The organism is Haloarcula sp. R1-2 (assembly GCF_011627385.1).
GTDB classification, from domain to species: domain Archaea; phylum Halobacteriota; class Halobacteria; order Halobacteriales; family Haloarculaceae; genus Haloarcula; species Haloarcula marismortui.
This window is the reverse complement of sequence record NZ_JAANTG010000002.1, coordinates 126,610-146,741: the sequence shown is the minus strand read 5'-3', so window position 1 is coordinate 146,741 and position 20,132 is coordinate 126,610. Positions and strand designations below refer to the sequence as shown.

Genomic DNA, 20,132 nt, shown 5'->3' with positions numbered 1-20,132 from the left:
CCAAGTCCAGAACTCAGTGGTCGAGACAGTAGTCGACGTAGTTCCGGAGGATGCGAAGCCCGGTTTCGCCCGACTTCTCCGGGTGGAACTGCGTCCCGAAGACGTTGCCGGCGTCGTTGGCAACAATCGATGCGAAGTCTGTCCCGTAGTCCGTCGTCGCCACCGTCGCGCTCTCGTCGTCAGGAACGGCGTAGTAGGAGTGGACGAAGTAGGCGTGTTCGCCGTCGACGGAACCACCGGTTCCATCTGCCCGTGGGGTCTTCGACCCCACGCTGTCGACGCCCTTGACGAGGGGATGGTCCCGCGTCACGTCAAGTTCGTTCCAGCCCATGTGTGGCACGGTCTGGTCGCGGCTGAACCGGACGTTCTTCCCCGGAATGAGGTCCAGCCCCTCGGCGTCGCCCTGTCCTTCGTGGTCGGCCTCCTCACTCGTCGTCAGGAGCATCTGCATCCCGAGACAGATTCCGAACAGGGGCTTCCCGGCCTCGGCCTGTTCGACCAGCGCCTCGCGGAACGGCCCAGCGTTGTCCATCCCTTCGGAGAAGGCTCCGACGCCGGGCAGGACGATGCCGTCAGCCGCGTCGAACTCTGCGGGGTCCTCCGAGAGCGAAACATTCGCGCCGGCGCGTTCGAGCCCGCGCGTGACGCTCCGGAGGTTCCCCAGTCCGTAATCGACGACGACCACGTCCGCAGTCGTCTGTCTGACACTCATACCTTCTCGTAGGCGAACGGGGGGTAAGTGAGTTCCTGTTCGAACAAGCCTTCAGCACCGCCACTGTCAAGCGGGCGGTCTCGACCCCGCTCACACGTCCGGTCCTGAAAGAGTATCAAAGCTGAGAGTAGGCCGGCCCAGTTTTATCCACCTACCGCATACAGCCGCTGATGATTGACCTTACAGAAGTCCTGTACGTCGACGGTAACGTTCTCATCGCTGAATTTCCCGAAGAGATGGAGATGACGGATGAGACGTTTGCGAAAGTCAACGAACGATTCGAAGAACTCGCCTCACAGCCGGCGGTCGATACGCACATCTCAAATCTCCAGATGGAGGCGTCACTGAACGACGACGTGTTCTCGCGAGCACAGGAGGCCGCGGAAGCGGGCAAGGAGTTCGGTATCACGGACTGGGTCATCGTCTCCGAGGGGATCAAGAAAATGGCGCTCAAGAGTCAGGTCGGCGAGATTCCGGGTGTTGACATTTCGCTGGTTGATACCAGAGCAGAAGCGATGGACATCGCAGCGAACTAGCGGTTCCGAGCGCACTATCCGACTTTTAAAACTCGCCGAGTCGTGACTGGCCGCTCTGGGCGTCGGTAAACTCCGCGGCAGTCGTCAGCGCCGCCTCGAACGTCTCTTTCTGGCTCGGGTCGTACAGCGTCGCCGCCGGGTGAACGGAGACGAGAACGCGCCGTGGCTGGCCGGCGATAGCCACGTCGAACACGTCGCCCGCTTCGCCGGTGACGGCGACATCACGCTCTAGCAGGTGCTCGGCCGGCACTTTCCCGAGCGTCACGACGACTTCGGGGTCAACACGGTCGATTTCCGTCTCCAGATAGTCGCGGCAGTTCGCGAGTTCACCGTTTCGGGGGTCGCGGTTGTCCGGCGGGCGACAGCGGACGCAGTTCGTGATGCGCACGTCGCCGCGGTCGAGGCCGGCATCGCGTAACCCAGCGTCGAGCACGTCGCCGCTCCGGCCGACGAACGGCTCGCCCTGTTCGTCCTCGTTCGCGCCGGGGGCTTCCCCGACGAACAACAGGTCCGCGTCCGCGGGGCCGACGCCGTTGACGATGCGCGAGCGCGAGCCACAGAGGTCATCACAGCGCTCACAGCCGACGACATCGAGGCCGTCCATCTGCTCCATGCAGCGTCGTTTGCACCGAAGGCTCTCAAACGCAGCGGTCCGCCGGCAGGCACCCGACCGCGGACGCTGGCCGTGACTACCGCTTTACACCGGTTGCTTCGATCTGCACCGCCGCGTCGTTTGGCAGGCTTGCAACGCCGACGACGCTTCGTGACGGTCGCTGTCCGTCGAAAAACGCCGCGTACGCTTGCTTGACCGCTGGTAGCTGGTCCATCTCCGTGAGGTACACCGTCGTCCGCAGCAGGTCACGCGGTTCGAGACCGGATTCGGCAGCCATCGCTCGAATCTGGTCGAGTGCGGCCAGCGTCTGTTCCTGCACATCGCCGTTGCGAGCCGTGTCCGCGTCCGGAACCTGCCCGTCGAAGAATATGAGCTGGCTGTCCTGCTGGCGCTTGCCGTACACGCTGTGCTCTGTCGGCTGGTCGCCCTCGGACCGGGTCACGCTACTGTTGATATTCGTCTGCTCGTTCGTTTCTGCGGGGTCTACAGCATTCCTCGCCTGTGTCTTGCTCTCTGCCATTGTATTCGTACAAACACAGTGCCAGCTAATCAGGATATCTTTAGCTATTACTAACTGTAGACAATGATGAGGCAGTACTAGCTAGCAGGATGCTTTCGGGCCGCAGATATGACTTAGCAATAGACAACTTTTCGCTGTGGCTCCTGACAGCAATAACTCTGGCCTGTTCCACTGTCTTGACGACCAGTGTCACAGCGTCGCCGGTCGGCCGCTACCGCTGTCCGACTCACTCCATCTCGGCCAGTCCCCGCGCTGCCAGTCGGGCCACCCGGAGCGGTTCCGGACGGCCGCCTTCCGGCGTGAACGCCCGGACGACATCTGCGGCGGCGCTGTCGTCGATACCGACGCTCCGAACGTACACCGTCTCGTCGTTCACCGACACCGGTCGGCGCTCCGGCTGGGCACGGTAGGTCGCCAGCCGGTCCTGTACGACATTGGGATCGTCGAACGCCTCACGAATGGCCCCCTCGAGCCCCGGCGAGGATTCGAAGGTGACTGAGACGACTGGCAGGTCGGTGTGGTCGTGAATCCGGCGGAGGTCGAGGACGTTGAACCACGCCGGCGCGAGACCCGCCACCAGCAGGTAGCGGATGTCCTCGCGGTCCAGTCGGTCGACCATCGCACACACTGTCTCGGTCGCGTCGCTCCCGCCGACCGTGGCAGTACTGAAAACAAAGCCGTCGGCCACTCTACTGGCGCGGACGACAGCGCCAGCAAACTGACTGGTTTCCGCCCGGTACGACTCCGCGACGCCGAGGGCCCGTGCCCCTGCTTTCACGTGTTCTGGTTGTCTTTGATGTCTTCCAGTCTGTCGAGTAGTTCGTCGTTCGACGCGGTGAACTCGTACTCGATGTCGCCCTCGTGGGCGTTTTCTTCAGCATCGAGGCCGTCCTCGTCCTCGAAGTCTGTGTCGTACTCCTGATTGTCTTGTTCCGATTCGTCGTAGCTCCCGAACCCCATGGTACGTGTACAACTATGACGTTCACAGTAAAAAATCACTCGCCGACTCCAGCGTGTTAGCGCGTTAATACGATGTTCTTCGGTCTCACTCTCGGAACTGCTGTGGCGACCGGCGGCCGGGACAGTACACTCAAGCGGGCCGCGCCACAGGCTTCGTGTATGGACGTTCACAACGTCACCGCCGAAGCCGAGACGTTCACCTGCAACGCCTATCTCGCGACCGGCGAGCAGACGACACTCGTCGACGCTGGTGCGATGCGCGGCGTCGTCGACGTCATTCGGGAGCACGTCGACGCGCTCGATGCCGTCGTGTTAACCCACCAGCACGGCGACCACGTCCAGCGACTTGATACCGTCCTCGACGCCTTCGACGCGCCGCTGTACGCCTACGGCTCCCATCCCCGCCGGGACCACGCACTCGCTGACGGCGACACGCTCACCGTTGGCGATGAAGAGTGTGAGGTCGTGTACACGCCGGGCCACGCCGATGACCACGTCTCGCTCGTCTCCGAGTCAGCCCTGTTCTCCGGCGACGTGGTCGTCCACGACGACGGCGCGTTCGACGACGGCTCCTTCGGCCGCACGGACCGCCCCGGCCAGTCCCGCGAGCGCCTCATCGAGAGCATCGAGCGTATTCTCGACCGAATGCCGGCAGGCGTCGAACACATGTACTCGGGTCACGGCGGCGTCTTCCACGGCGATGTCCGCGAGGTTGTCGAGCGAGCCCTCGAACGGGCCGAGCGCCGCGAGCCGAAGTATCCCGACGACTGACCACTCGAAACCGGCACAACGCTCTAGTGATAGGGCCGATATTCGACGCTATGAACCAGCGACTTCTGACGGGGGCGGCTCTGGCAGTCTCCGGCGTCGTACTGGCCGCGATGCAGGTATTTCACGCGGTCCAGCAGACCCGGATTCCGGTGGCGGTCGCGGTCGATGCGCTCCCCTTTGTGGCGATGGGCCTCGCGGTGACGTACGCGGGCGTCTGGCTCGCCCGCGACACGGCATTTGAGGGGGCCACGTCCCGAGTGGCCGCGTGGGCCGCCGGCGGAACTGTGACGTTCGCCGCCGTGGCGGCGCTCCTGTTGTTCAGTCAGCGCGTGACCTCTGGCTCACTCGCCCGAGCGTCGTACCTGACGGTTGACCTCGTTACTGTCGGCGCGCTGGCGGGCGTTCTGGTCGGCCTGTACGACGCCCGGAGCCGCAGTCGGCTCCGCGAACTGGCGGCCGAGCGCGACCGCGTCGAGGCTTTCGCCGGGAAGGCGGCCGACGTGAACAACTACGGGCGCGCCATCGCCAGCGCCCCCAGCGTCGACGGCGTCGCTGCCTTCGTTGTTGAGGCCTTCGGCACGATGACCGACATGGAGGAGACAGCCGTCATCCAGCTCAGGGACGGCGATGCGGTGGCGCTCGCGAACACGGTTCGGACCGTTCCGGTCGACGTCGTCGCCGAGTTCGCGCAGGCCGTCCGGGCACAGGAACAGGGAGCGGTCATCGTTCACGACCGGCCGTTCCCCGTCGACATCCCCGAGTCAGTCACCGATTGCGTGTCGGCAGTGGTTCTGGACGATGAAGACGAGACGACAGTCGTCATCTCGGTTACGACGGACGAGACGACTGTCGGTGAAGAAGACCAGAAGCTGCTGGAGCTTCTCGTCTCACACGCGTCGGTTCGCATGGCGACGCTCGACCGGCAGTCAGCGGATGAAGAACCCACTGGGCAGTAGCCGAGTGGTGACGAACTGCCACCGGATGTCGGTGGCAACTGACCCGAAAATCAGGCGCTGCGGGTTTCTTTCGCCTTCGGACGCAGGTTGCCGTAGCCACATTTCCGGCACTGCTGGGCGCGCTGTGGGTTCCGAGCGTTACACCGCATGCAGATCTGCTTGTTGAGGAGTCGGTCGGACGCTGTCTCGAAGCTAGCCATGCGCGGTCATTCCCGGTGCGCGCGTTTAAGCTTTGAGTTTCGGTCCGGGACCGATTCAGCGTGGAACGACGGTGAAAGACAGGGAGACACCTCCCAGTCGTCGCCGGCTTTAGATGCCCGAGCGACGAAGCCGGAGTATGTACGATCAGGTCGCAGACCTACCGGTCACCATCGAGAGCTGTTCATTCGAGCGTCGAGAACGGGCGACCTCCAGCGGATTCGACCGAGTGACGACGGTCATCCACCTTTCCGGTGCGGGTGAGACCGGCAGCGGCGAGGACGTGACGTACACAGCCGAAGCCCACGACGTGCTACAGGACAGCGATGCGTTGCCGGGCGAGGACTCCCCGCTGGCCGGCGAGTACACCGTTGATTCGTTTTCGGCGACGCTGGAAGCGACCGATTTGTGGCCCGAGCCCCCCGACGAGAAGCGGTTCCGTCACTACCGCCGCTGGGGGTTCGAGAGCGCGGCGCTTGACCTGGCGCTGCAGCAGGATGACACGGACCTCGGGGCAGCACTCGGCCGACAGTACGACCCAGTGAACTTCGTCGTCTCGACGCGGCTCTCGAACGCCGACGACGACACGCCGCCGACGGCTGACAGATTGGCGATGCTGTGTGAGCGCTACGGCGACCTGTCGTTCAAACTCGACCCGACGCCGTCTTGGAGTGACGCCCTTGTCGACCAGCTGGCGGACTACGACGTTCGCGTGCTGGACCTGAAAGGGCTGTACGAGGGGACAGATGTCGATGTCGCGGCCGACCCGGAGTTCTACCGCCGTGTCGTCGACGGCCTCCCGGACGCGCTGGTTGAAGACCCCGACCTGACCGAGACGACCCGACCCATCTTCGACGGTCAGGAGGCCCGTGTCACCTGGGACGTACCTATCACCGGCGTTGAAAGTATCGAGTCGCTGCCCTTCGAACCGGCGTGGCTCAATATGAAACCATCCCGTTGCGGGACCGTCGAGTCCGTGCTTGCGACTATCAACTACTGCGAGGCACACGGTATCGACCTGTACGGCGGCGGGCAGTTCGAACTCGGTGTCGGCCGCGACCATATCCAGGCGCTAGCGTCGCTGTGCTATCCTGATGGGCCAAACGACGTTGCGCCCGGCGGGTATAACGACCCCGACCCCGACGCGGACCTGCCGACGAGTCCGCTCACCCCTCCCGACGCGCCAGCCGGTATCGGCACCAGCTTCTCGTAAGCGGCCTTAAATATGAAGCCGAAGCTACATTATTGTTGGAGAGCTAACTATTGTCATGCGATGTCAAGCCTGCGGAGAACGCATCGACGACGTACTGGAGGCACATGCGCGGCGGGCCTGTCCACACTGTGATGCGCCGCTCCTCGAAAAGCCAGCAACGCCCCGATGACTACTCCTCGGCGAGATAGTCGTCCTGTACGTCGATGACGTCGCTCGAATCCTCGCAGTTCGCGTACCGTTCCAGTGGTTCCTCGTTCAGTTCCAGAAACGTGTGGCCCCAGGAGAACGTCGAGAGAATCCGCTCGGCGTGGTCGTGCTCCCCGAGAATGGCGAGCGCACCCGCGAAGGCTTCGACGGTATTGAGCTGAAAGGCCGTGCCGTAGTTGACCGGGTTGCCGGCGACGAGGAAGGGGAGCGAGCGGTGCACCCCTTCGAGGTCGAACGCCTCCCGTTCGGCGGTCTCCCAGGAACAGTCGAGTGCAACCAGACGGCTGTGGCGAGCGCCGTCGCCGGCGGTCGGTCGGTCCGCCGGAGACAGCGCCTGCTCGGCGAAGGGGTTGAGCACGATGCCGGGCGGCGTCGACCGCGTCGCGCGGTGGAGTTCGGCCTCGTCCATCCGGGCCAGTTTCCGTGCGCTACATTTATCGGGGTCGTCGTCACCCTCGTACCGGACGTGCAGTTCCACACCAGCGCTACTACGCTGGCGAATAAAAGCGACTCGTTCAGTGACACTGTGCAAACACTGTTATAGCCGGAATTGGTTGTACAACGTGTGCTTTCAGAGGGGACGGCGGCACCACTGTTCGAACTGCCGGCGCTCGTCGATGGCGACTGCCAGCGAGTCGAACTATCCGACTATCTTGGCGAGGACGTGGTCATCCTTGCGTTCTATCCGGCGGATTTCAATCCGGCCTGTGACGACACGTCCTGTGATCTGGACGAACTCGACCTCTTTACGATGCAGAAGGACGTGACGATCCTGGGCATCAGCCCGGATTCGGTGTATAGCCACCGGGCCTTCGCCGACCGCTACGGCCTGAAAGTCCCGCTCCTGTCCGACACTGACCACGATGTCGCCCGTGAGTACGGACTCGACTTTATCGACGATATCGGCCAGCAACTGATCGAGCGCGCTGTCGTCGTCATCGACCACGACGGCGACGTGCAGTACGCCTGGAGTACCGACAACCTCCAGCAACTCCCTCGTGTCGGGGAAATCAAGGACGCTATCGCCGACACCGGTGGCGACGACACCGCGTTCGCCCGCTACCGCGTCGGCCACGCCCACTACACTGAGGGACGGCGCGCGTTCACGTCGGCGATGGGGGCCTTCCGGGAGTCGGAGTGGATGGTCGCACAGGGCGACTTCCAGCAGGCACGCGAGGAGTTCGCCGACGCCGAAGACCACTTCGACACCGCTGTCCGGTTCGTCGACGACGAGTCCCTGAAACCGATCTACGAGGACACAAAGACGAAGGCGAACTCGCTGTGGCAGGCCAGCGACTGGCTCACACAGGCCGCTCGCGCCTACTCTAGCGGGGACGGTGCCGAGGGCCAGCAACTCCGGGACGACGCAGAGCGGCCGCTTGAAGCTGCCCGCGGCTACAAGGAACCACCCGACCCCGACGGTCCGTGGCCGCCAGATCTGGAGACACTGAAAAAAGAGACGGACAACGACCGGCCGACGTTCCTCACACAGGACGAGACCGCTGTGGATACCTCGCTCGACGTAGACATCGACGCAGAAGTCGAACGGACAGACAACGAGCTGACGGAGACGGCGTCGTCGGCTACCGAGTCGCTGGAGTCGACGCCGTCATCTGAAGCCGCCGATGCGGCCGACGACATACGAGACACAGCCGATGATCCGACGGCAGAATCGGCCGAGGGGACGACGACGGGGACAGCTACCCAGTCAACGAATCCGCCGACCGCAACCAACGACGCGACCGCTCACGCGGACCAGTCGACAGCGGCGGAACCCGATGCCTCGTCGGTTGACGATGCCTCACCGGAGTCGGCACCGACGCCTGACGGCGAGGGTGAGCTTTCGGATGTCGACGACGCTGATATCGAGGAGATTCAGGCCGAACTGGCCGCCAGCGAAGCTGAAAACGAGCCGACGGACCCGCTGGACGAGGCCCCGACCGCGATGGTTGAAGAGCCTCCCGACACGGTCGGCAGCGCGGACGACGACACCTCGACACAGGACGCGTCGGACGGCGAGCAGTCGACCCCCGACGCGTCATCGGACGCCGCCACTGACTCCGAGACGGAGACTGACGACGCAGTCGAACTGGATCTGGCCGACCCGATGGCCGACGGTGACGGCGGCGACACGGGAGAATCAGCCGACCCCGAGCAAGCTGCCGATTCGGTCCCGGACGCGGCTGACGAGACATCCGACGCGGAGAGCGATAGAGACACGGGTGACGAACCCGAACCAGGCCCGTGACGCGACCTGCTCTCCGTCAGCGGACGCGGGCCTACTACGACGCCATCGACGGCGACGACTACGACCAGTTGGCCTCGCTGCTCGCCCCGTCGTTCGTCCACGACCGCCCCGACCGGACCATCGAAGGCCGGGACCGGTTCGTACAGTTCATGCGTGAGGAACGACCCCAGACAGACACCACGCATCCGCTCGACGGCCTTTACTGTCGCCAGAAAGACAGCGCGGTTGAGCCGGCCGACAGCGACGACGCGACGACGGCGGCAGTCATCGCCCGTGGCCGCTTGCTCGATGCTGAGGGCGAGTGCATCGTCGGGTTCGTCGATATGTTCACGTTCGCCAGGGACGACATCGAGCGAATAGAGACGTACACGCGCTAAGGCTTGCCCGCTTGCGGCGTTGCTATTTTACTGTCCGGGCAGCGACAGCTGAACGCCGTACATCGACCCGTCGGTCTCGGTCCCGACGAGCGTGTCCATGGTCCACGGCGTTTCGCTGACCGCGTCGCGGAACTCCGACGGAGTGACCAGCAACAGGTCGGTCCACGGGCCGGCCAGCCCGTCGTACTCGACGCGGAAGGTCCGGTAAGCGACACCGGGCTGGGTGCGGTGGGCCGCGTCAGTCTCCGGCTCTGCCCGGTCGAGCGTGTCCATGTCGGCGACGAGTCGGCCACCGGGCTGTGTCACCGCCGCCAGTTCGGTGAGCGTCGTCCGGAGGTCGGCCAGCGAACTGCCGAGGCCGAGTTGTTTGCCAAGGGCAACGACCGTCTCGAATCCGTTGCCCGGCGGCCGTCGGAGGTCGCCGACCACGGGACGCGTGACGCCGCGCTCGCGGGCGACCGCGACGGCTCCCGGACTCCGGTCGATGGCCAGCACGCTGTGGCCGCGCTCCTGTAGTGGAAGCGTGTGTCGGCCGACGCCACAGCCGGCGTCGAGGACACGGCCCGTCACCGCCGAGAACAGGTTCTGTTCGATGGGATGCCACGCCGATGGCGGCTCGAAGTAGCCCGAAAGATGTGCTTCAGTCAGATCGTCGTCGTCGCGGCGATAGCGGGGTGGCTCGGCGAGGTCGTCGCGGTGAAAGTCCAGCACCATCCGGCCGAAGGCGTCGTCAGCCATATATCGACGGTGCCGGCGAACGAATGTAATACTGTATTGAAATATGGTTCCGTGTAACACGCCGCATACGGGAAAGCGGGACACCGGCCGTGCGCAACGGACCGCGGTGGCCTACTCTTTCTCGCCGGCTCCGACGGCGCTCTCGCCGATTTTCTCGGAGCCCTCGATGACTTCCTGGCCGCCCATGTACGGGCGGAGCGGCTCGGGCACGGTGATGGTTCCGTCGTCGTTCTGGTAGTACTCCATGATGGCGACGAGGACACGCGGGACGGCGAGTCCGGAGCCGTTCAGCGTATGGAGGTAGTCGGCGGATTCGTGGCGTTCGGGGCGGTAGCGCAGGCCGGCGCGGCGCGCCTGGAAGTCCTCGAAGTTCGACACCGAGGAGACTTCGAGCCAGCGGCCGCCGCGGTCGGGACCGTCCTCCATGTCGTCGCCGGGTGCCCACACCTCGATGTCGTACTTTTTCGCCTGTGTAAAGCCCATGTCGCCGGTACACATGTCGAGCACGCGGTAGGGCAGTTCGAGCCGGTCGAGCACTTCGGCGGCCTCGTCAAGCAGGCTCTCAAGCCGGTCGTAGCTGTTCTCGGGCCGGACGAAGTTGACGAGTTCCACCTTGTGGAACTGGTGGACGCGGACGTACCCCCGCGTCTCGGTCCCGTGCTCGCCGGCCTCGCGGCGGAAGTTCGGCGAGAACGCCTGATGTTTGACCGGCAGGTCGTCATCAAGTAAAATTTCGCCGCGGTACATGTTGGTGACCGGCACTTCCGCCGTCGGGAGCAGCCACAGGTCATCGCTGTCGTAGTCGTCGTCCTGTCTGGCTCCGACGCGGTAGGCGTCCTCGTCAAATTTGGGGAGCTGGCCGGTCCCTTCCATCGAATCGGAGTTGACGGGAATCGGCGGGAGCACGTCGACGTACTCCTGCTCGCGGTGGACATCGAGCATGAACTGGATGAGAGCGTGCTCTAAGCGCGCCCCCTCGCCCTTGACGAACTGGTAGCCGCCGCCGGACACTTTCGCACCGCGCTCGAAGTCAAGCAGGTCCAGATCCTCGCCGAGGTCGTAGTGGGGCACCACTTCGTCGGGCAGGTTCCGGAGGTCGTCGAACCCTTCGCGGTAGCGCTCGACGTTATCGGCCTCGCCATCGCCGGTCGGGACCGACTCGTGGGGAATGTTCGGCAGTTCTAGCAGCGCCTCTTCCAACTGGGACTCCAGTTCGTCGGCGCGCTCCTCGATATCCTGCAGTTCGTCTTTGAGTTCCTGCGAGCGGTCGATGGCCTCCTGGGCCTCTTCGTCCTTGCCGTCCTGCTTGAGCTCGCCGATCTTGCTCGACACCTCGTTGCGCTCCTGTCGGAGCCCGTCGCCTTCGGCTTTCAGTTCCCGCCACTCCTCGTCTATGTCGAGGATTTCGTCGAGGTCGACGCCCGTGACGCCCTTCCGCTCGATAGCGTCACGGACCGTCTCGGGGTGCTCCCGGACGAACTGTCTCGATAACATGGCCGACGGTTCTCGACGGCAGAAATTAGTCGTGTCGGTCCCGCGGTGGGGCTGGCCCTGCCCGCGACCCCTCCGTCGCCCTATGCCTCGCCGCCGACCTTGACGGCCAGCACCGGCACCGGCGAGGCCCGAACGACCGACTCGGTGACGCTGCCGATGAGTTCCCGAGATGGCCCGGTTCGCCCCTCCGTCGCCATCACGACGACGTCGATGTCGTTGCGCTCAACGTATTCCACGACTTCCTCGTGGGGAACGCCCTGCTTGACCGCCGTTGTCACCGTGTCGATGCCGGCGTCTTCGGCCTGTGCCTGCAGGTCATCGACGGCCTGCTGCCCGGCGTCGGCGAGGCGGTCGAAGATGCTGCTGTCCTCGAACTCGGGAATCTGGTCGACTACCTGCTCGGTTTCGAGGACGTGCAGCGCGTACAGCCTCGCATCGTGGCGCTGTGCGAGGTCGATGGCGTGTTCGGCCGCGGTGGCGGACCCCTCGGAACCGTCGGTCGGAACGAGTACGGCGTCGTACATACAGTGGTGTTTCTGATTCCGGGTAAATGGCTTTGCCCTTCCTTTTGCCTGACTGTCACGACAGCCACAGCATAACGGTTTTGCCCCCGCCGGTCACGAGAGAGTGTATGGGAATCGGTGACGTTCACGAGGTGACGGTCGGGGACTGCATAGATGTCCACTACGTCGACGTCGGGATGTACGGCGTCGCCGAGTACGGGCCCGTCTACATAATCGACGCCGAGCGACCGGCGCTGGTCGACACCGGCACCGGCGCGCGACACGAAACCATCCTCTCGGCGATGGAGTCGGTCGGGATTGCGCCCGAGGATCTGGAAGTCATCGCGGCGACCCACGTTCATCTGGACCACGCCGGCGGAGCCGGCTACCTCGCCGAGGACTGCCCGAATGCGACGGTGTACGTCCACGAGTCAGGCAAGCGCCACCTCGTCGACCCCGAGCGGCTCTGGGAGGGGACCAAACACGCCGTCGGTGACCAGATCGAGTTCTACGGCAAGCCGATCCCGGTCGCCGAAGACCGTATCGAGACGCTAACTGACGGCGACGTGATCGACCTAGGTGACCACTCCCTCGAAACTCTGCACGCGCCGGGCCATGCGCCACATCAGGTCGTCTTCTACGACCCTGCCATCGACGGTGTGTTCACCGCCGACGCCGCCGGCATCTACAACCCGTCGACCGACGAGATGCACGTCACGACCCCGCCGGTCAACTTCACGCTCGACCAGGCGCTCGACGACGTGGCGATGATACAGGACCTCGGCCCGGACATCCTCATGTTCGGCCACTTCGGTGCCGTCGAAACCGGCGATAAGCTGGAAACATACACCGAGATACTACCTGAATGGGTCGCCGAGGTCGAGCGAAAACGCGAGGAACTGGACGACGACGAGGCGGTCATCGATTACTTCGTCGAGCGGGCCGACACCGATACCTGGGGCGAGCGAAAGGGCCGCGCCGAGATGCGCCTGAACGTCCGCGGCGTCCTCGTGGCGCTCGATAACCGGGACGAATAGCCAAACGTCACAGAGGCCTGACACTGCGGTCCCAATGGAGCCCCCGTGTGCCGGTGAGTGAATGCGTTTATACGAGGGCGATGCGTTAGGCTGGACAGATGGAGGCCAACTGTGGCTGGTAGTTCGGGGCTACTGATTCCGCTTGTCGCCGGTATCATCGGGCTCGGTGTTCTTGCACAGGTCCTCGCAGCACGACTGCGGGTGCCTAGTATCATCTTCTACCTGCTGGTCGGTGTCATCATCGGCCAGCCCGGACTGAACATCATCGGTGACGGCACCTTCGGTGGAGCGCTGTCGGCAATCGTCGGCTTAGCGGTCGCAATCATCGTTTTCGAGGGGGCCTATCACCTCCGATTCGACCGGCTACGCGAGGCTCCGGCCGCGACGTTCAGACTCGTTACCGTCGGTGCGGCTATCGCACTCGTGGGCACCGCTATCGCCGTTAAGTTCGCGTTCAGCTCCGCGGCCGTCTCCTGGAACCTCGCGTTCCTGATCGGTGCGCTGCTGGTCGCGACCGGGCCGACCGTCATCACGCCAATCCTCGATGTCGTTCCGGTTCGAGACCGCGTTGCCGCCGCGCTGGAGACGGAGGGGATTGTCAACGACGTGACCGCGGCTATCATCGCCGTCGTCATCTTCGAGACGGTCAATCCGGTGGCGTCGAGCGAGGGACTGTTGCGGGCGTTCGCACTCCGGTTGGGAACGGGCCTGCTCGTCGGCCTCATCGTCGCCGGTGTGTTGTACTACCTCCTCCAGTACGTCGACCTCTCGCCCGGTGACGCACCGCGGAACTCCCGACTGCTCGTGCTCGCCGGGGCGCTCATCGCCTACGCAGGCGCGAACACGATAGCGACCGAGGCCGGTGTTGCCGCCGCCGCCACGGCGGGGATGGCGCTCGGGAACGTCGACCACCCGTACGAGGAAGACATCGAGGAGTTCAAAGGCGATATCACGCTGCTGGTGCTGTCGTTCGTGTTTATCGCACTGGCGGCGCAACTGGAACCCGCCTCGCTCATTGATGTCGGGCTAGCGGGCATCATCGTCGTCCTCGCCGTCGCCTTGTTCATCCGGCCGTTGCTGGTGTTCGTCTCGACCGTCGGTGACAGATTCACCACCAACGAGAAGCTGTTCGTCAGCTTTGTCGGGCCGCGTGGTATTATTCCGGCGTCTGTTGCCACGCTGTTTGCCGTCGAACTGAACGCCGCGGCCGAGGAGGTCACTGGGGCACAGGCTGAACTGCTGGGGACGCAGGCCGATATCCTGCTTGGCACTGTCTTTCTCGTTATCTTTGCGACCGCCCTGTTTGAGGGTGGACTGGCGCGATACATCGCGGAAAAACTGGATGTGATACCAATGCGAGTCATCATTGTCGGCGGCGGACAGGTGGGCCGAGCGCTCGCCGCACGCCTCGAAGACCGGGGCGAAAACGTCGTCATCATCGAGCAGGAGGAAGAGATCGTCGAACGAGCCCGTAACGACGGCTACGCCGTCGAGATCGGCGACGGCACCGACACCGACACGTTGCGGTCGGCCGGGGCTGAAAACGCCAAAACCGTCGTCGCGGCGACCGGTGACGACGACGCGAACCTGCTGGTGTCACAGCTAGCGAGTTCGAAGTTCGGCGTCGAGCGGGTCATCGCCCGCGCGAACAATCCGGACAATGTTGAGGCCTTCGAGGACCTCGGCGTTCGCACCATCTCCTCGGCGATGGCGACGGCCTGGGCCATCGACAACCAGATCGAGCGCCCCGCTATCGCCCACTGGATGACCGATGTCGGTCGGAGCGGCGATGTGCAGGAGGTCGAGGTCAAGAACCAGGAACTCATCGGGAAGCCGATCCGCGATGTCGGGCCGATGCTGCCCGACGCCTGTCTGGTCGCGCTCGTCAGCGGGGAACTCCACGAAAACGCCGAAGTACCCACAGCAGACTATATACTTGAGGAAGGCGACATGGTGACCCTGCTGGGCCGTCGAGAGTCCGTGCGCGACGGGATGAAGATGGTCAGCGGCGACTAGTCGTCGGTAAGATGGGCACCGTCTGATTCGTCGACACCTGCTGTCCACGGCGACTCACCGCGGTCGCCGTCAGTTTTGTACGTCCCGCGAGCGCTCGCGATGTGATGGCCATCGGTGTCGTACACTTCTGCATCGACGACTGAGACGCTCCCGCCGTTTCGGATCACCTCCGCCTCAGTCCGTAAATCGGCGGTCGCTGGCGCGAGGTAATCGATCCGCATGTCGACCGTTGGCGAGACGGTGCCGGACTGTGAGATGACGGCCGCCCCGCCGACGGTGTCGACGAGCGAGTACGTGACGCCGCCATGTGCGATTATCGATTCGGGGTTCGAGGAGTGGCCGTCCTCTAGCGGGAGCTCGCCCGCCGCATAGCCATCGTCGACGGCCGTTATTTCCATCCCTAACTGCTTGACAAACGGGATGTCGTTGAACATCGATTTGAGACTCATGGCTATCCCAACGGAATCGAGTCTGATAAGCCTCCGAGAACGCACAACAACGGGTCAGGCGTGGTCGGTTTCTTAGGACACGTCCCGGTTAGTCGCCTGCCACTGTTCCGTCCACGCTCTCGTCGCCCCCCGTGGCTTCTTCGGGGAGCAGATGCTCCGGACGACGCAAGTAGCTCGGTTTCTGTGCGAACGCTTCGATTCGCTCCCACTCCTCCGGTGTGATGTGACCGTCCATACAAAGTATGTGTTATTGACACTACTTTAACCCTTACAATAAAACCTAAAATTAATTTATAGTGACTAGTCATCTACAATCCCGAACTGCCACTATCGCAGCGCGTACACCGAGAATGAGGATGCCGGTAGACTGTAGCGGCCTTGCTACCGGCCCCCGCTCCCTATCAGCACCCCTCTTTGCCCCCCTGATGACCTAATATGATTTTAGGCAGATATGTGGGTACTACTATATGTTTGCCGTAGCTACCGGATGCCATGCAACCACAGCGGGCGACGTACGTCAAGAAAGCCTGTGCCTACATCACCAGAAACGGGTCGGAACTGCTGGTGTTCGACGGGCCGGGGCACGACGGGCTACAGATACCGAAGGGAACCGTTGAACCAGGGGAAAAACCGCGGGTCGCCGTACAGCGAGAGGCTGTTGAGGAGAGCGGTCTCGCTTCATTCGAGCGCCTGCAACACATCGCCACCGACGTCTGGACGCGCCGCGAGTCGCCCCCGAAGCGGTACGTGCGGTCGTTCTACCACCTCCCCGTTCACGAGTCCCGGGACCACTGGGTCCACACCGTCACCGGGACGGGCGAGGAACGCGGCGCAGAGTTCGAGTTCTCGTGGGTCGACCTCCAGACCGATGCCACCTTCGCACTTGATCTTGACGACTATCTCCACTCCCTGACGAGTCCCGCTGAGGCGACGACAGCCGGCGATGTGGCTGCCGATTAACGACTTCTTCTCTCAAATATCGCTCGTGCAAGCGCCACAGCGGTCGCAAATGACGGATTCATAAGAACAGACTCGAAACCGACGGATTCGCAAACGTCGTGCTGGGGCAGAATACTGAAACCGCGCTGACAGCGGCTGCTCAGGGCAGTCGGAACTCGATAGCCGCGCCCTGACCGAAGCCGACACACTCTGTCGCCAGACCCAGCTCCGCGTCGCGGCGGTTCATTTCGTGGACGAGCGTCACTGGAAGGCGCGCGCCAGAGGCCCCGAGCGGGTGGCCGATGGCGATTGCGCCGCCGTTGACGTTGTAGATGTCGTCGTCGAAGCCGAGTTCGCGCTGGCAGTACAGACACTGGGAGGCGAAGGCCTCGTTGAGTTCCACGAGGTCGTAATCGTCCGTCTCGCGGTCTGTTCGTTCGGTGAGTTTGCGAACCGCGGGGACCGGGCCGATACCCATCACAGTCGGGTCGACGCCGGCGACTTCGTGGGAGCCGATCTCCGCCAGCACGTCGAGTCCGCGGTCTTCCGCGAACTCACGGGAGGTGACCATCAGCCCCGCCGCACCGTCAGAAACCTGCGAGGCGTTGCCGGGCGTGACCGTCCCGTCCGACTTGAACACCGTCGGTAGCTGGGACAGCTTTTCGAGCGTGGTGTCGGGGCGGATACCCTCGTCTGCGTCGAGCTGTCCGTCCTCGGTCTCGATCGGGACGATTTCGTCGTCGAAGCGACCGGACTCCGTCGCGTCGGCGGCGCGCTGGTGGCTCCGGAGCGCGTACTCGTCTTGCTCCTGCCGAGCGACCTCCATCTCGCTGGCGACCTTTTCGGCGGTCATCCCCATCTGGAGCTCGCCGATGTTGTACTGCTCGGCCAGCCGCGGATGGACGTTGTGGGTGTTTTCGTCCATCTGCACGCGGGACATCGACTCCACACCGCCGGCGATGAGCACGTCGCGCTGGCCGGCCGCGATGGCGTCGGCGGCCCGCATCAGCGCTTCGGCGGAAGACGCACACCAGCGGTTGATCGTCGATGCGGGGACGCTCTCGCCGAGGTCCGACAACAGCGCGATGACGCGAGCCATGTTGTTGCCCTGTTCCCCGCGCTGCTGGGCACAGCCCCACAGCAGGTCGTCGACGTCCTCGGCCTCGACGCCGGTCGACGCGAGCAACTGGTTGATAAGCGGCACAGAGAGGTCTTCGCTCCGGACGCCGGCGAGTGCGCCGTCCTCCTTTCCCTGTGGCGTTCTGACTGCATCCACGATGACAGGTGTGGGCATGGACAACGGAACGTCTCGGCCTGTGTTAAATCCTGACAAACTCGACACAGTGGGGGAACCGTTGTCGGCCGACGGCCTGACCGCGGTCGAGCAGCCGTTTCACTCCTGCTCGAACCCCGGCGGGAGGCCGGCGTGTCTGAGCCCTTCCCGCTCGTCGATGTGGAACCGGTAGATGGTGACATCGTCGTCTTTGATTGCGTCCTCAAACACCTCCGGCCGCCACGCTCCGTCAAGCACCTCTGCAAGATCGGCCCACTCGGATTCGGGCACAGCTTCGATATCGCCCTGTAGCAGGACACTCTCCCAATGGAACATGGATTCGACTTTGTACACGAGCACGGTCGCGTCCGCTGCCGCCTCGGTCAACCGTTGCTTGCGACTCGCCGACCCACCGATGAAGGTGAAATACAGCGAGCTGTCACCATCGTACCCGAACGACAGTGGAATCATGTACGGTCCGCTCTCGGTCGGCAGCCCCAGCACACCGACCCGCTGGTTCGACAGAAACGCCGCAATGTCGCTGTCGTCCATGTGCGTGAGTCCGGCCGCCTCGAGTGTGTCTATTGTCATATAGGTGTAACTTCGATCGAAACCTGCTTAATTAATTCGGCTATTCCTCGATACAGAGAACTCCCCGTCAGGACATTCCCGGTCACCGCTACTCCTCCTGTGTTGCACCCGGAGCGTGGCGCTTGATCCGCTCGATGGCGGCCACGGCTTTGTTGCGTTCGGCGTACCCCTCGCCGGAGTCAGCGATGATTTCGCCGTTGCGGTGTCGGAGCCGCCAGCGCCACTCCTCGCCTTTGTCCTCGTACACTTCGAACGCCGCGCTCCCGATAGCCAGCAAGTCGGCGTCGGCGGCGTAGGACTGGACCCGCTCGACGGCGTCCATCGCCTTCGACCGGTTCGCGTACCCCTCGCCGCTGTCGGCGATGAGTTCGCCGTTGTCGGCCCGCAGCCGCCAGCGCCACTCCTCGGCAGCGTCCTCATACACCTCGAAACGGTCATCGACCGCGGAGTCGGGTGCGAGTTCGCTGACTCGACGGGCCGCCCGCCGGGCGTTCGACCGGGAGCTGTATCCTTCGCCGCTGTCGGCGAGGATGTTACCGTTGCGGTGGAGCAAGCGCCAGCGGAACTCTCCGGCGGCGTCGGCGTACACCTCGTAGGCGACGGAGTCGACCCTGAGGTAAGCCGCGCCGGGGACGTGTGCGCGGACGCTCTGCAGCGCCCGTCGAACGTTGGACTTCGAGGCATACCCCTCGCCGCTGTCAGCGAGGATGTTGCCGTTGTCGTGGCGCAAGCGCCAGCGGAACTCCCCGGCCGAATCCTCGAACAGTTCGAACGCGGCATTGCTTTCGGGGGCCGGCACGACCGGCACGTCCTCGGCGGTGTCGTCCTCCGTGGCGTCCTCGAAGAAGACGACGGCCCCGCCGGCGGCGTTGGACTGCACACTGCGGAGCCCCTGCATCGCCTTCTGGCGCGAGGAGTACCCCTGCGCGCTGTCGGCGATGACGTTCGAGTTTCGGTGGCGGAGCCGCCAGCGGTACTTCCCGGCGTTGTCCTCGTACAGTTCGAACGTCGCTTTGCTGTCCATCGCAGCCGCGATGGTGGCGTGGGCCCCGGCGAGTTCTGCCTCGCTAGCCTCGGTCACGGTCGCCAGTTCCTCGCGGGCGGCCTCGCTGGTCGCTAACTGCCCGGCCAGCCTGTTGCGCTCGCGGGTCGCTCGGTCGGCGGTCTGGGACTGCTGTGTCGCTTCCCGGGACGCCCGGTCGGCCTCCTGTGTGGCTTGCTCGGCCACTTCGGTTGCTTCCTGCGCCGTCCGCACGGCCTCGTCGTACGCTTCCTTCCGCCCGGTCAGCAGCGGGGAGACGACCGCCCCGACTGCCATCAGTCCGAGGCCGACGATATACAGCGTCACTGCCGGGTTCCCCTCCGGGCCGGTCCAGTTCGAGGGGTAGAACGTGGTGAACCACACCATCGCGACCAGTCCGACCACAGCCCCGAGGTATGTGAGTATCAGCCCACGTCGTGTCAGCGGCAGTCTGATTGTCGGTCCCGCAAACAGCGAGATGAGACCAATCGCACCGAGGAGATAGCCGAACTGTCGGGGCGTGCTCCGCGACGCTGTCAAATAAAACAGAAGCAGGCCGACGATTCCGAGTACGATACCGATGACAAACAGCCAGTACCCGTAGGCCTCGTCGTCGGTCGTCGGCTCGCCGATGCGGCTCCGATACACTGCGAGTAATGTGTTATCAGCTGCCATGTTTGAAACACACAGAGGTGGTATATTACCTTGGTGTCGGCCATCGGGGCTTCGAGTGACTTATACCGGTTGCGTGGTAACATCA

Annotated in this window: 24 protein-coding genes; 9 read left to right on the top strand and 15 right to left on the bottom strand. The window is 63.9% G+C overall.

The window, feature by feature from the left end; translation table 11 throughout:
- Positions 1-13: 13 nt before the first annotated feature.
- A complete protein-coding gene (gene hisH, locus G9C82_RS08850) occupies positions 14-712 on the bottom strand; it encodes an imidazole glycerol phosphate synthase subunit HisH (protein ID WP_004960553.1) in 699 nt (232 codons plus the stop codon).
- Between the two features lie 170 nt (positions 713-882).
- Here hisH and G9C82_RS08845 point away from each other — a divergent pair, with 170 nt between their 5' ends.
- The gene (locus G9C82_RS08845; protein WP_004960550.1) at positions 883-1,248 is read left to right on the top strand and encodes a hypothetical protein; all 366 of its coding nucleotides are present in this window, start codon (positions 883-885) and stop codon (positions 1,246-1,248) included.
- A 25-nt stretch (positions 1,249-1,273) separates the two neighbouring features.
- On the opposite strand, the gene G9C82_RS08840 is transcribed toward G9C82_RS08845, so the two are convergent.
- From G9C82_RS08840 to G9C82_RS08825, 4 genes are all read right to left on the bottom strand, one after another.
- Positions 1,274-1,861, bottom strand: coding sequence for a uracil-DNA glycosylase family protein (locus G9C82_RS08840; RefSeq protein ID WP_004960548.1), 588 nt, complete (start codon positions 1,859-1,861; stop codon positions 1,274-1,276).
- A gap of 76 nt (positions 1,862-1,937) precedes the next feature.
- The gene (locus G9C82_RS08835) at positions 1,938-2,381 is read right to left on the bottom strand and encodes a RidA family protein (protein WP_004960539.1); all 444 of its coding nucleotides are present in this window, start codon (positions 2,379-2,381) and stop codon (positions 1,938-1,940) included.
- Positions 2,382-2,607: 226 nt separating this feature from the next.
- Positions 2,608-3,159, bottom strand: coding sequence for a DUF99 family protein (locus G9C82_RS08830; protein WP_049939055.1), 552 nt, complete (start codon positions 3,157-3,159; stop codon positions 2,608-2,610).
- Positions 3,156-3,341 (bottom strand): DUF5786 family protein, encoded by a 186-nt coding sequence (locus G9C82_RS08825; RefSeq protein WP_004515979.1) that lies wholly within the window; start codon positions 3,339-3,341, stop codon positions 3,156-3,158. The genes G9C82_RS08830 and G9C82_RS08825 overlap by 4 nt, the downstream gene beginning before the upstream one ends.
- Before the next feature lie 159 nt (positions 3,342-3,500).
- Here G9C82_RS08825 and G9C82_RS08820 point away from each other — a divergent pair, with 159 nt between their 5' ends.
- Together G9C82_RS08820 and G9C82_RS08815 are read left to right on the top strand one after the other, a co-directional pair.
- Positions 3,501-4,112 carry an MBL fold metallo-hydrolase gene (locus G9C82_RS08820; protein WP_127013903.1) on the top strand — a complete coding sequence of 204 codons (612 nt, stop codon included), beginning with the start codon at positions 3,501-3,503 and terminating at the stop codon, positions 4,110-4,112.
- A 50-nt stretch (positions 4,113-4,162) separates the two neighbouring features.
- The gene (locus G9C82_RS08815) at positions 4,163-5,068 is read left to right on the top strand and encodes a hypothetical protein (protein ID WP_127013902.1); all 906 of its coding nucleotides are present in this window, start codon (positions 4,163-4,165) and stop codon (positions 5,066-5,068) included.
- A gap of 50 nt (positions 5,069-5,118) precedes the next feature.
- Here the strand turns inward: G9C82_RS08815 and G9C82_RS08810 are convergent, their stop codons facing one another.
- A complete protein-coding gene (locus G9C82_RS08810) occupies positions 5,119-5,268 on the bottom strand; it encodes a 50S ribosomal protein L40e (protein WP_004960523.1) in 150 nt (49 codons plus the stop codon).
- A gap of 137 nt (positions 5,269-5,405) precedes the next feature.
- Here G9C82_RS08810 and G9C82_RS08805 point away from each other — a divergent pair, with 137 nt between their 5' ends.
- Entirely contained in the window at positions 5,406-6,479 is a 1,074-nt protein-coding gene (locus G9C82_RS08805) for a hypothetical protein (protein ID WP_004960521.1), read from the top strand.
- Positions 6,480-6,648: 169 nt separating this feature from the next.
- Here G9C82_RS08805 and G9C82_RS08800 read toward each other — a convergent pair whose 3' ends face one another.
- The gene (locus tag G9C82_RS08800; RefSeq protein ID WP_049939057.1) at positions 6,649-7,164 is read right to left on the bottom strand and encodes a DUF367 family protein; all 516 of its coding nucleotides are present in this window, start codon (positions 7,162-7,164) and stop codon (positions 6,649-6,651) included.
- Between the two features lie 87 nt (positions 7,165-7,251).
- Between G9C82_RS08800 and G9C82_RS08795 the strand changes: the two genes are divergently transcribed.
- Complete coding sequence (locus G9C82_RS08795; RefSeq protein ID WP_007187849.1) at positions 7,252-8,934, top strand: redoxin domain-containing protein; 1,683 nt, start codon at positions 7,252-7,254, stop codon at positions 8,932-8,934.
- Positions 8,931-9,311, top strand: coding sequence for a nuclear transport factor 2 family protein (locus G9C82_RS08790; RefSeq protein ID WP_127013901.1), 381 nt, complete (start codon positions 8,931-8,933; stop codon positions 9,309-9,311). Before G9C82_RS08795 ends, G9C82_RS08790 begins: the two co-directional genes overlap by 4 nt.
- A gap of 27 nt (positions 9,312-9,338) precedes the next feature.
- Here G9C82_RS08790 and G9C82_RS08785 read toward each other — a convergent pair whose 3' ends face one another.
- The 3 genes from G9C82_RS08785 to G9C82_RS08775 form a co-directional block, all read right to left on the bottom strand.
- A complete protein-coding gene (locus tag G9C82_RS08785; RefSeq protein ID WP_127013900.1) occupies positions 9,339-10,049 on the bottom strand; it encodes a class I SAM-dependent methyltransferase in 711 nt (236 codons plus the stop codon).
- A 111-nt stretch (positions 10,050-10,160) separates the two neighbouring features.
- The gene (gene serS, locus G9C82_RS08780) at positions 10,161-11,543 is read right to left on the bottom strand and encodes a serine--tRNA ligase (RefSeq protein ID WP_004960496.1); all 1,383 of its coding nucleotides are present in this window, start codon (positions 11,541-11,543) and stop codon (positions 10,161-10,163) included.
- 80 nt (positions 11,544-11,623) lie between these two features.
- Entirely contained in the window at positions 11,624-12,067 is a 444-nt protein-coding gene (locus G9C82_RS08775; RefSeq protein ID WP_127013899.1) for a universal stress protein, read from the bottom strand.
- A 107-nt stretch (positions 12,068-12,174) separates the two neighbouring features.
- On the opposite strand from G9C82_RS08775, the gene G9C82_RS08770 reads away from it, so the two are divergent.
- Both G9C82_RS08770 and G9C82_RS08765 read left to right on the top strand, forming a co-directional pair.
- Positions 12,175-13,083, top strand: a complete 909-nt coding sequence (locus tag G9C82_RS08770; protein ID WP_127013898.1) for an MBL fold metallo-hydrolase — start codon at positions 12,175-12,177, stop codon at positions 13,081-13,083.
- A gap of 111 nt (positions 13,084-13,194) precedes the next feature.
- Positions 13,195-15,099: a cation:proton antiporter gene (locus G9C82_RS08765; RefSeq protein ID WP_004960491.1), complete on the top strand. Its 1,905-nt coding sequence runs from the start codon at positions 13,195-13,197 to the stop codon at positions 15,097-15,099.
- Here G9C82_RS08765 and G9C82_RS08760 read toward each other — a convergent pair.
- Complete coding sequence (locus tag G9C82_RS08760) at positions 15,096-15,548, bottom strand: PaaI family thioesterase (RefSeq protein WP_004960489.1); 453 nt, start codon at positions 15,546-15,548, stop codon at positions 15,096-15,098. The genes G9C82_RS08765 and G9C82_RS08760 overlap by 4 nt on opposite strands.
- A gap of 88 nt (positions 15,549-15,636) precedes the next feature.
- Complete coding sequence (locus G9C82_RS08755) at positions 15,637-15,783, bottom strand: hypothetical protein (protein ID WP_004960487.1); 147 nt, start codon at positions 15,781-15,783, stop codon at positions 15,637-15,639.
- A gap of 257 nt (positions 15,784-16,040) precedes the next feature.
- Here G9C82_RS08755 and G9C82_RS08750 point away from each other — a divergent pair, with 257 nt between their 5' ends.
- Positions 16,041-16,508, top strand: coding sequence for an NUDIX domain-containing protein (locus tag G9C82_RS08750; protein ID WP_004960485.1), 468 nt, complete (start codon positions 16,041-16,043; stop codon positions 16,506-16,508).
- A 139-nt stretch (positions 16,509-16,647) separates the two neighbouring features.
- On the opposite strand, the gene G9C82_RS08745 is transcribed toward G9C82_RS08750, so the two are convergent.
- The 3 genes from G9C82_RS08745 to G9C82_RS08735 all read right to left on the bottom strand — a co-directional run bounded on the left by G9C82_RS08745 (position 16,648) and on the right by G9C82_RS08735 (position 20,047).
- Positions 16,648-17,781, bottom strand: a complete 1,134-nt coding sequence (locus G9C82_RS08745; RefSeq protein ID WP_007187854.1) for a thiolase family protein — start codon at positions 17,779-17,781, stop codon at positions 16,648-16,650.
- Positions 17,782-17,880: 99 nt separating this feature from the next.
- Positions 17,881-18,351: a pyridoxamine 5'-phosphate oxidase family protein gene (locus G9C82_RS08740; protein ID WP_127013897.1), complete on the bottom strand. Its 471-nt coding sequence runs from the start codon at positions 18,349-18,351 to the stop codon at positions 17,881-17,883.
- Between the two features lie 88 nt (positions 18,352-18,439).
- Entirely contained in the window at positions 18,440-20,047 is a 1,608-nt protein-coding gene (locus G9C82_RS08735) for a DUF1508 domain-containing protein (protein WP_127013896.1), read from the bottom strand.
- Positions 20,048-20,132 lie beyond the last annotated feature (85 nt).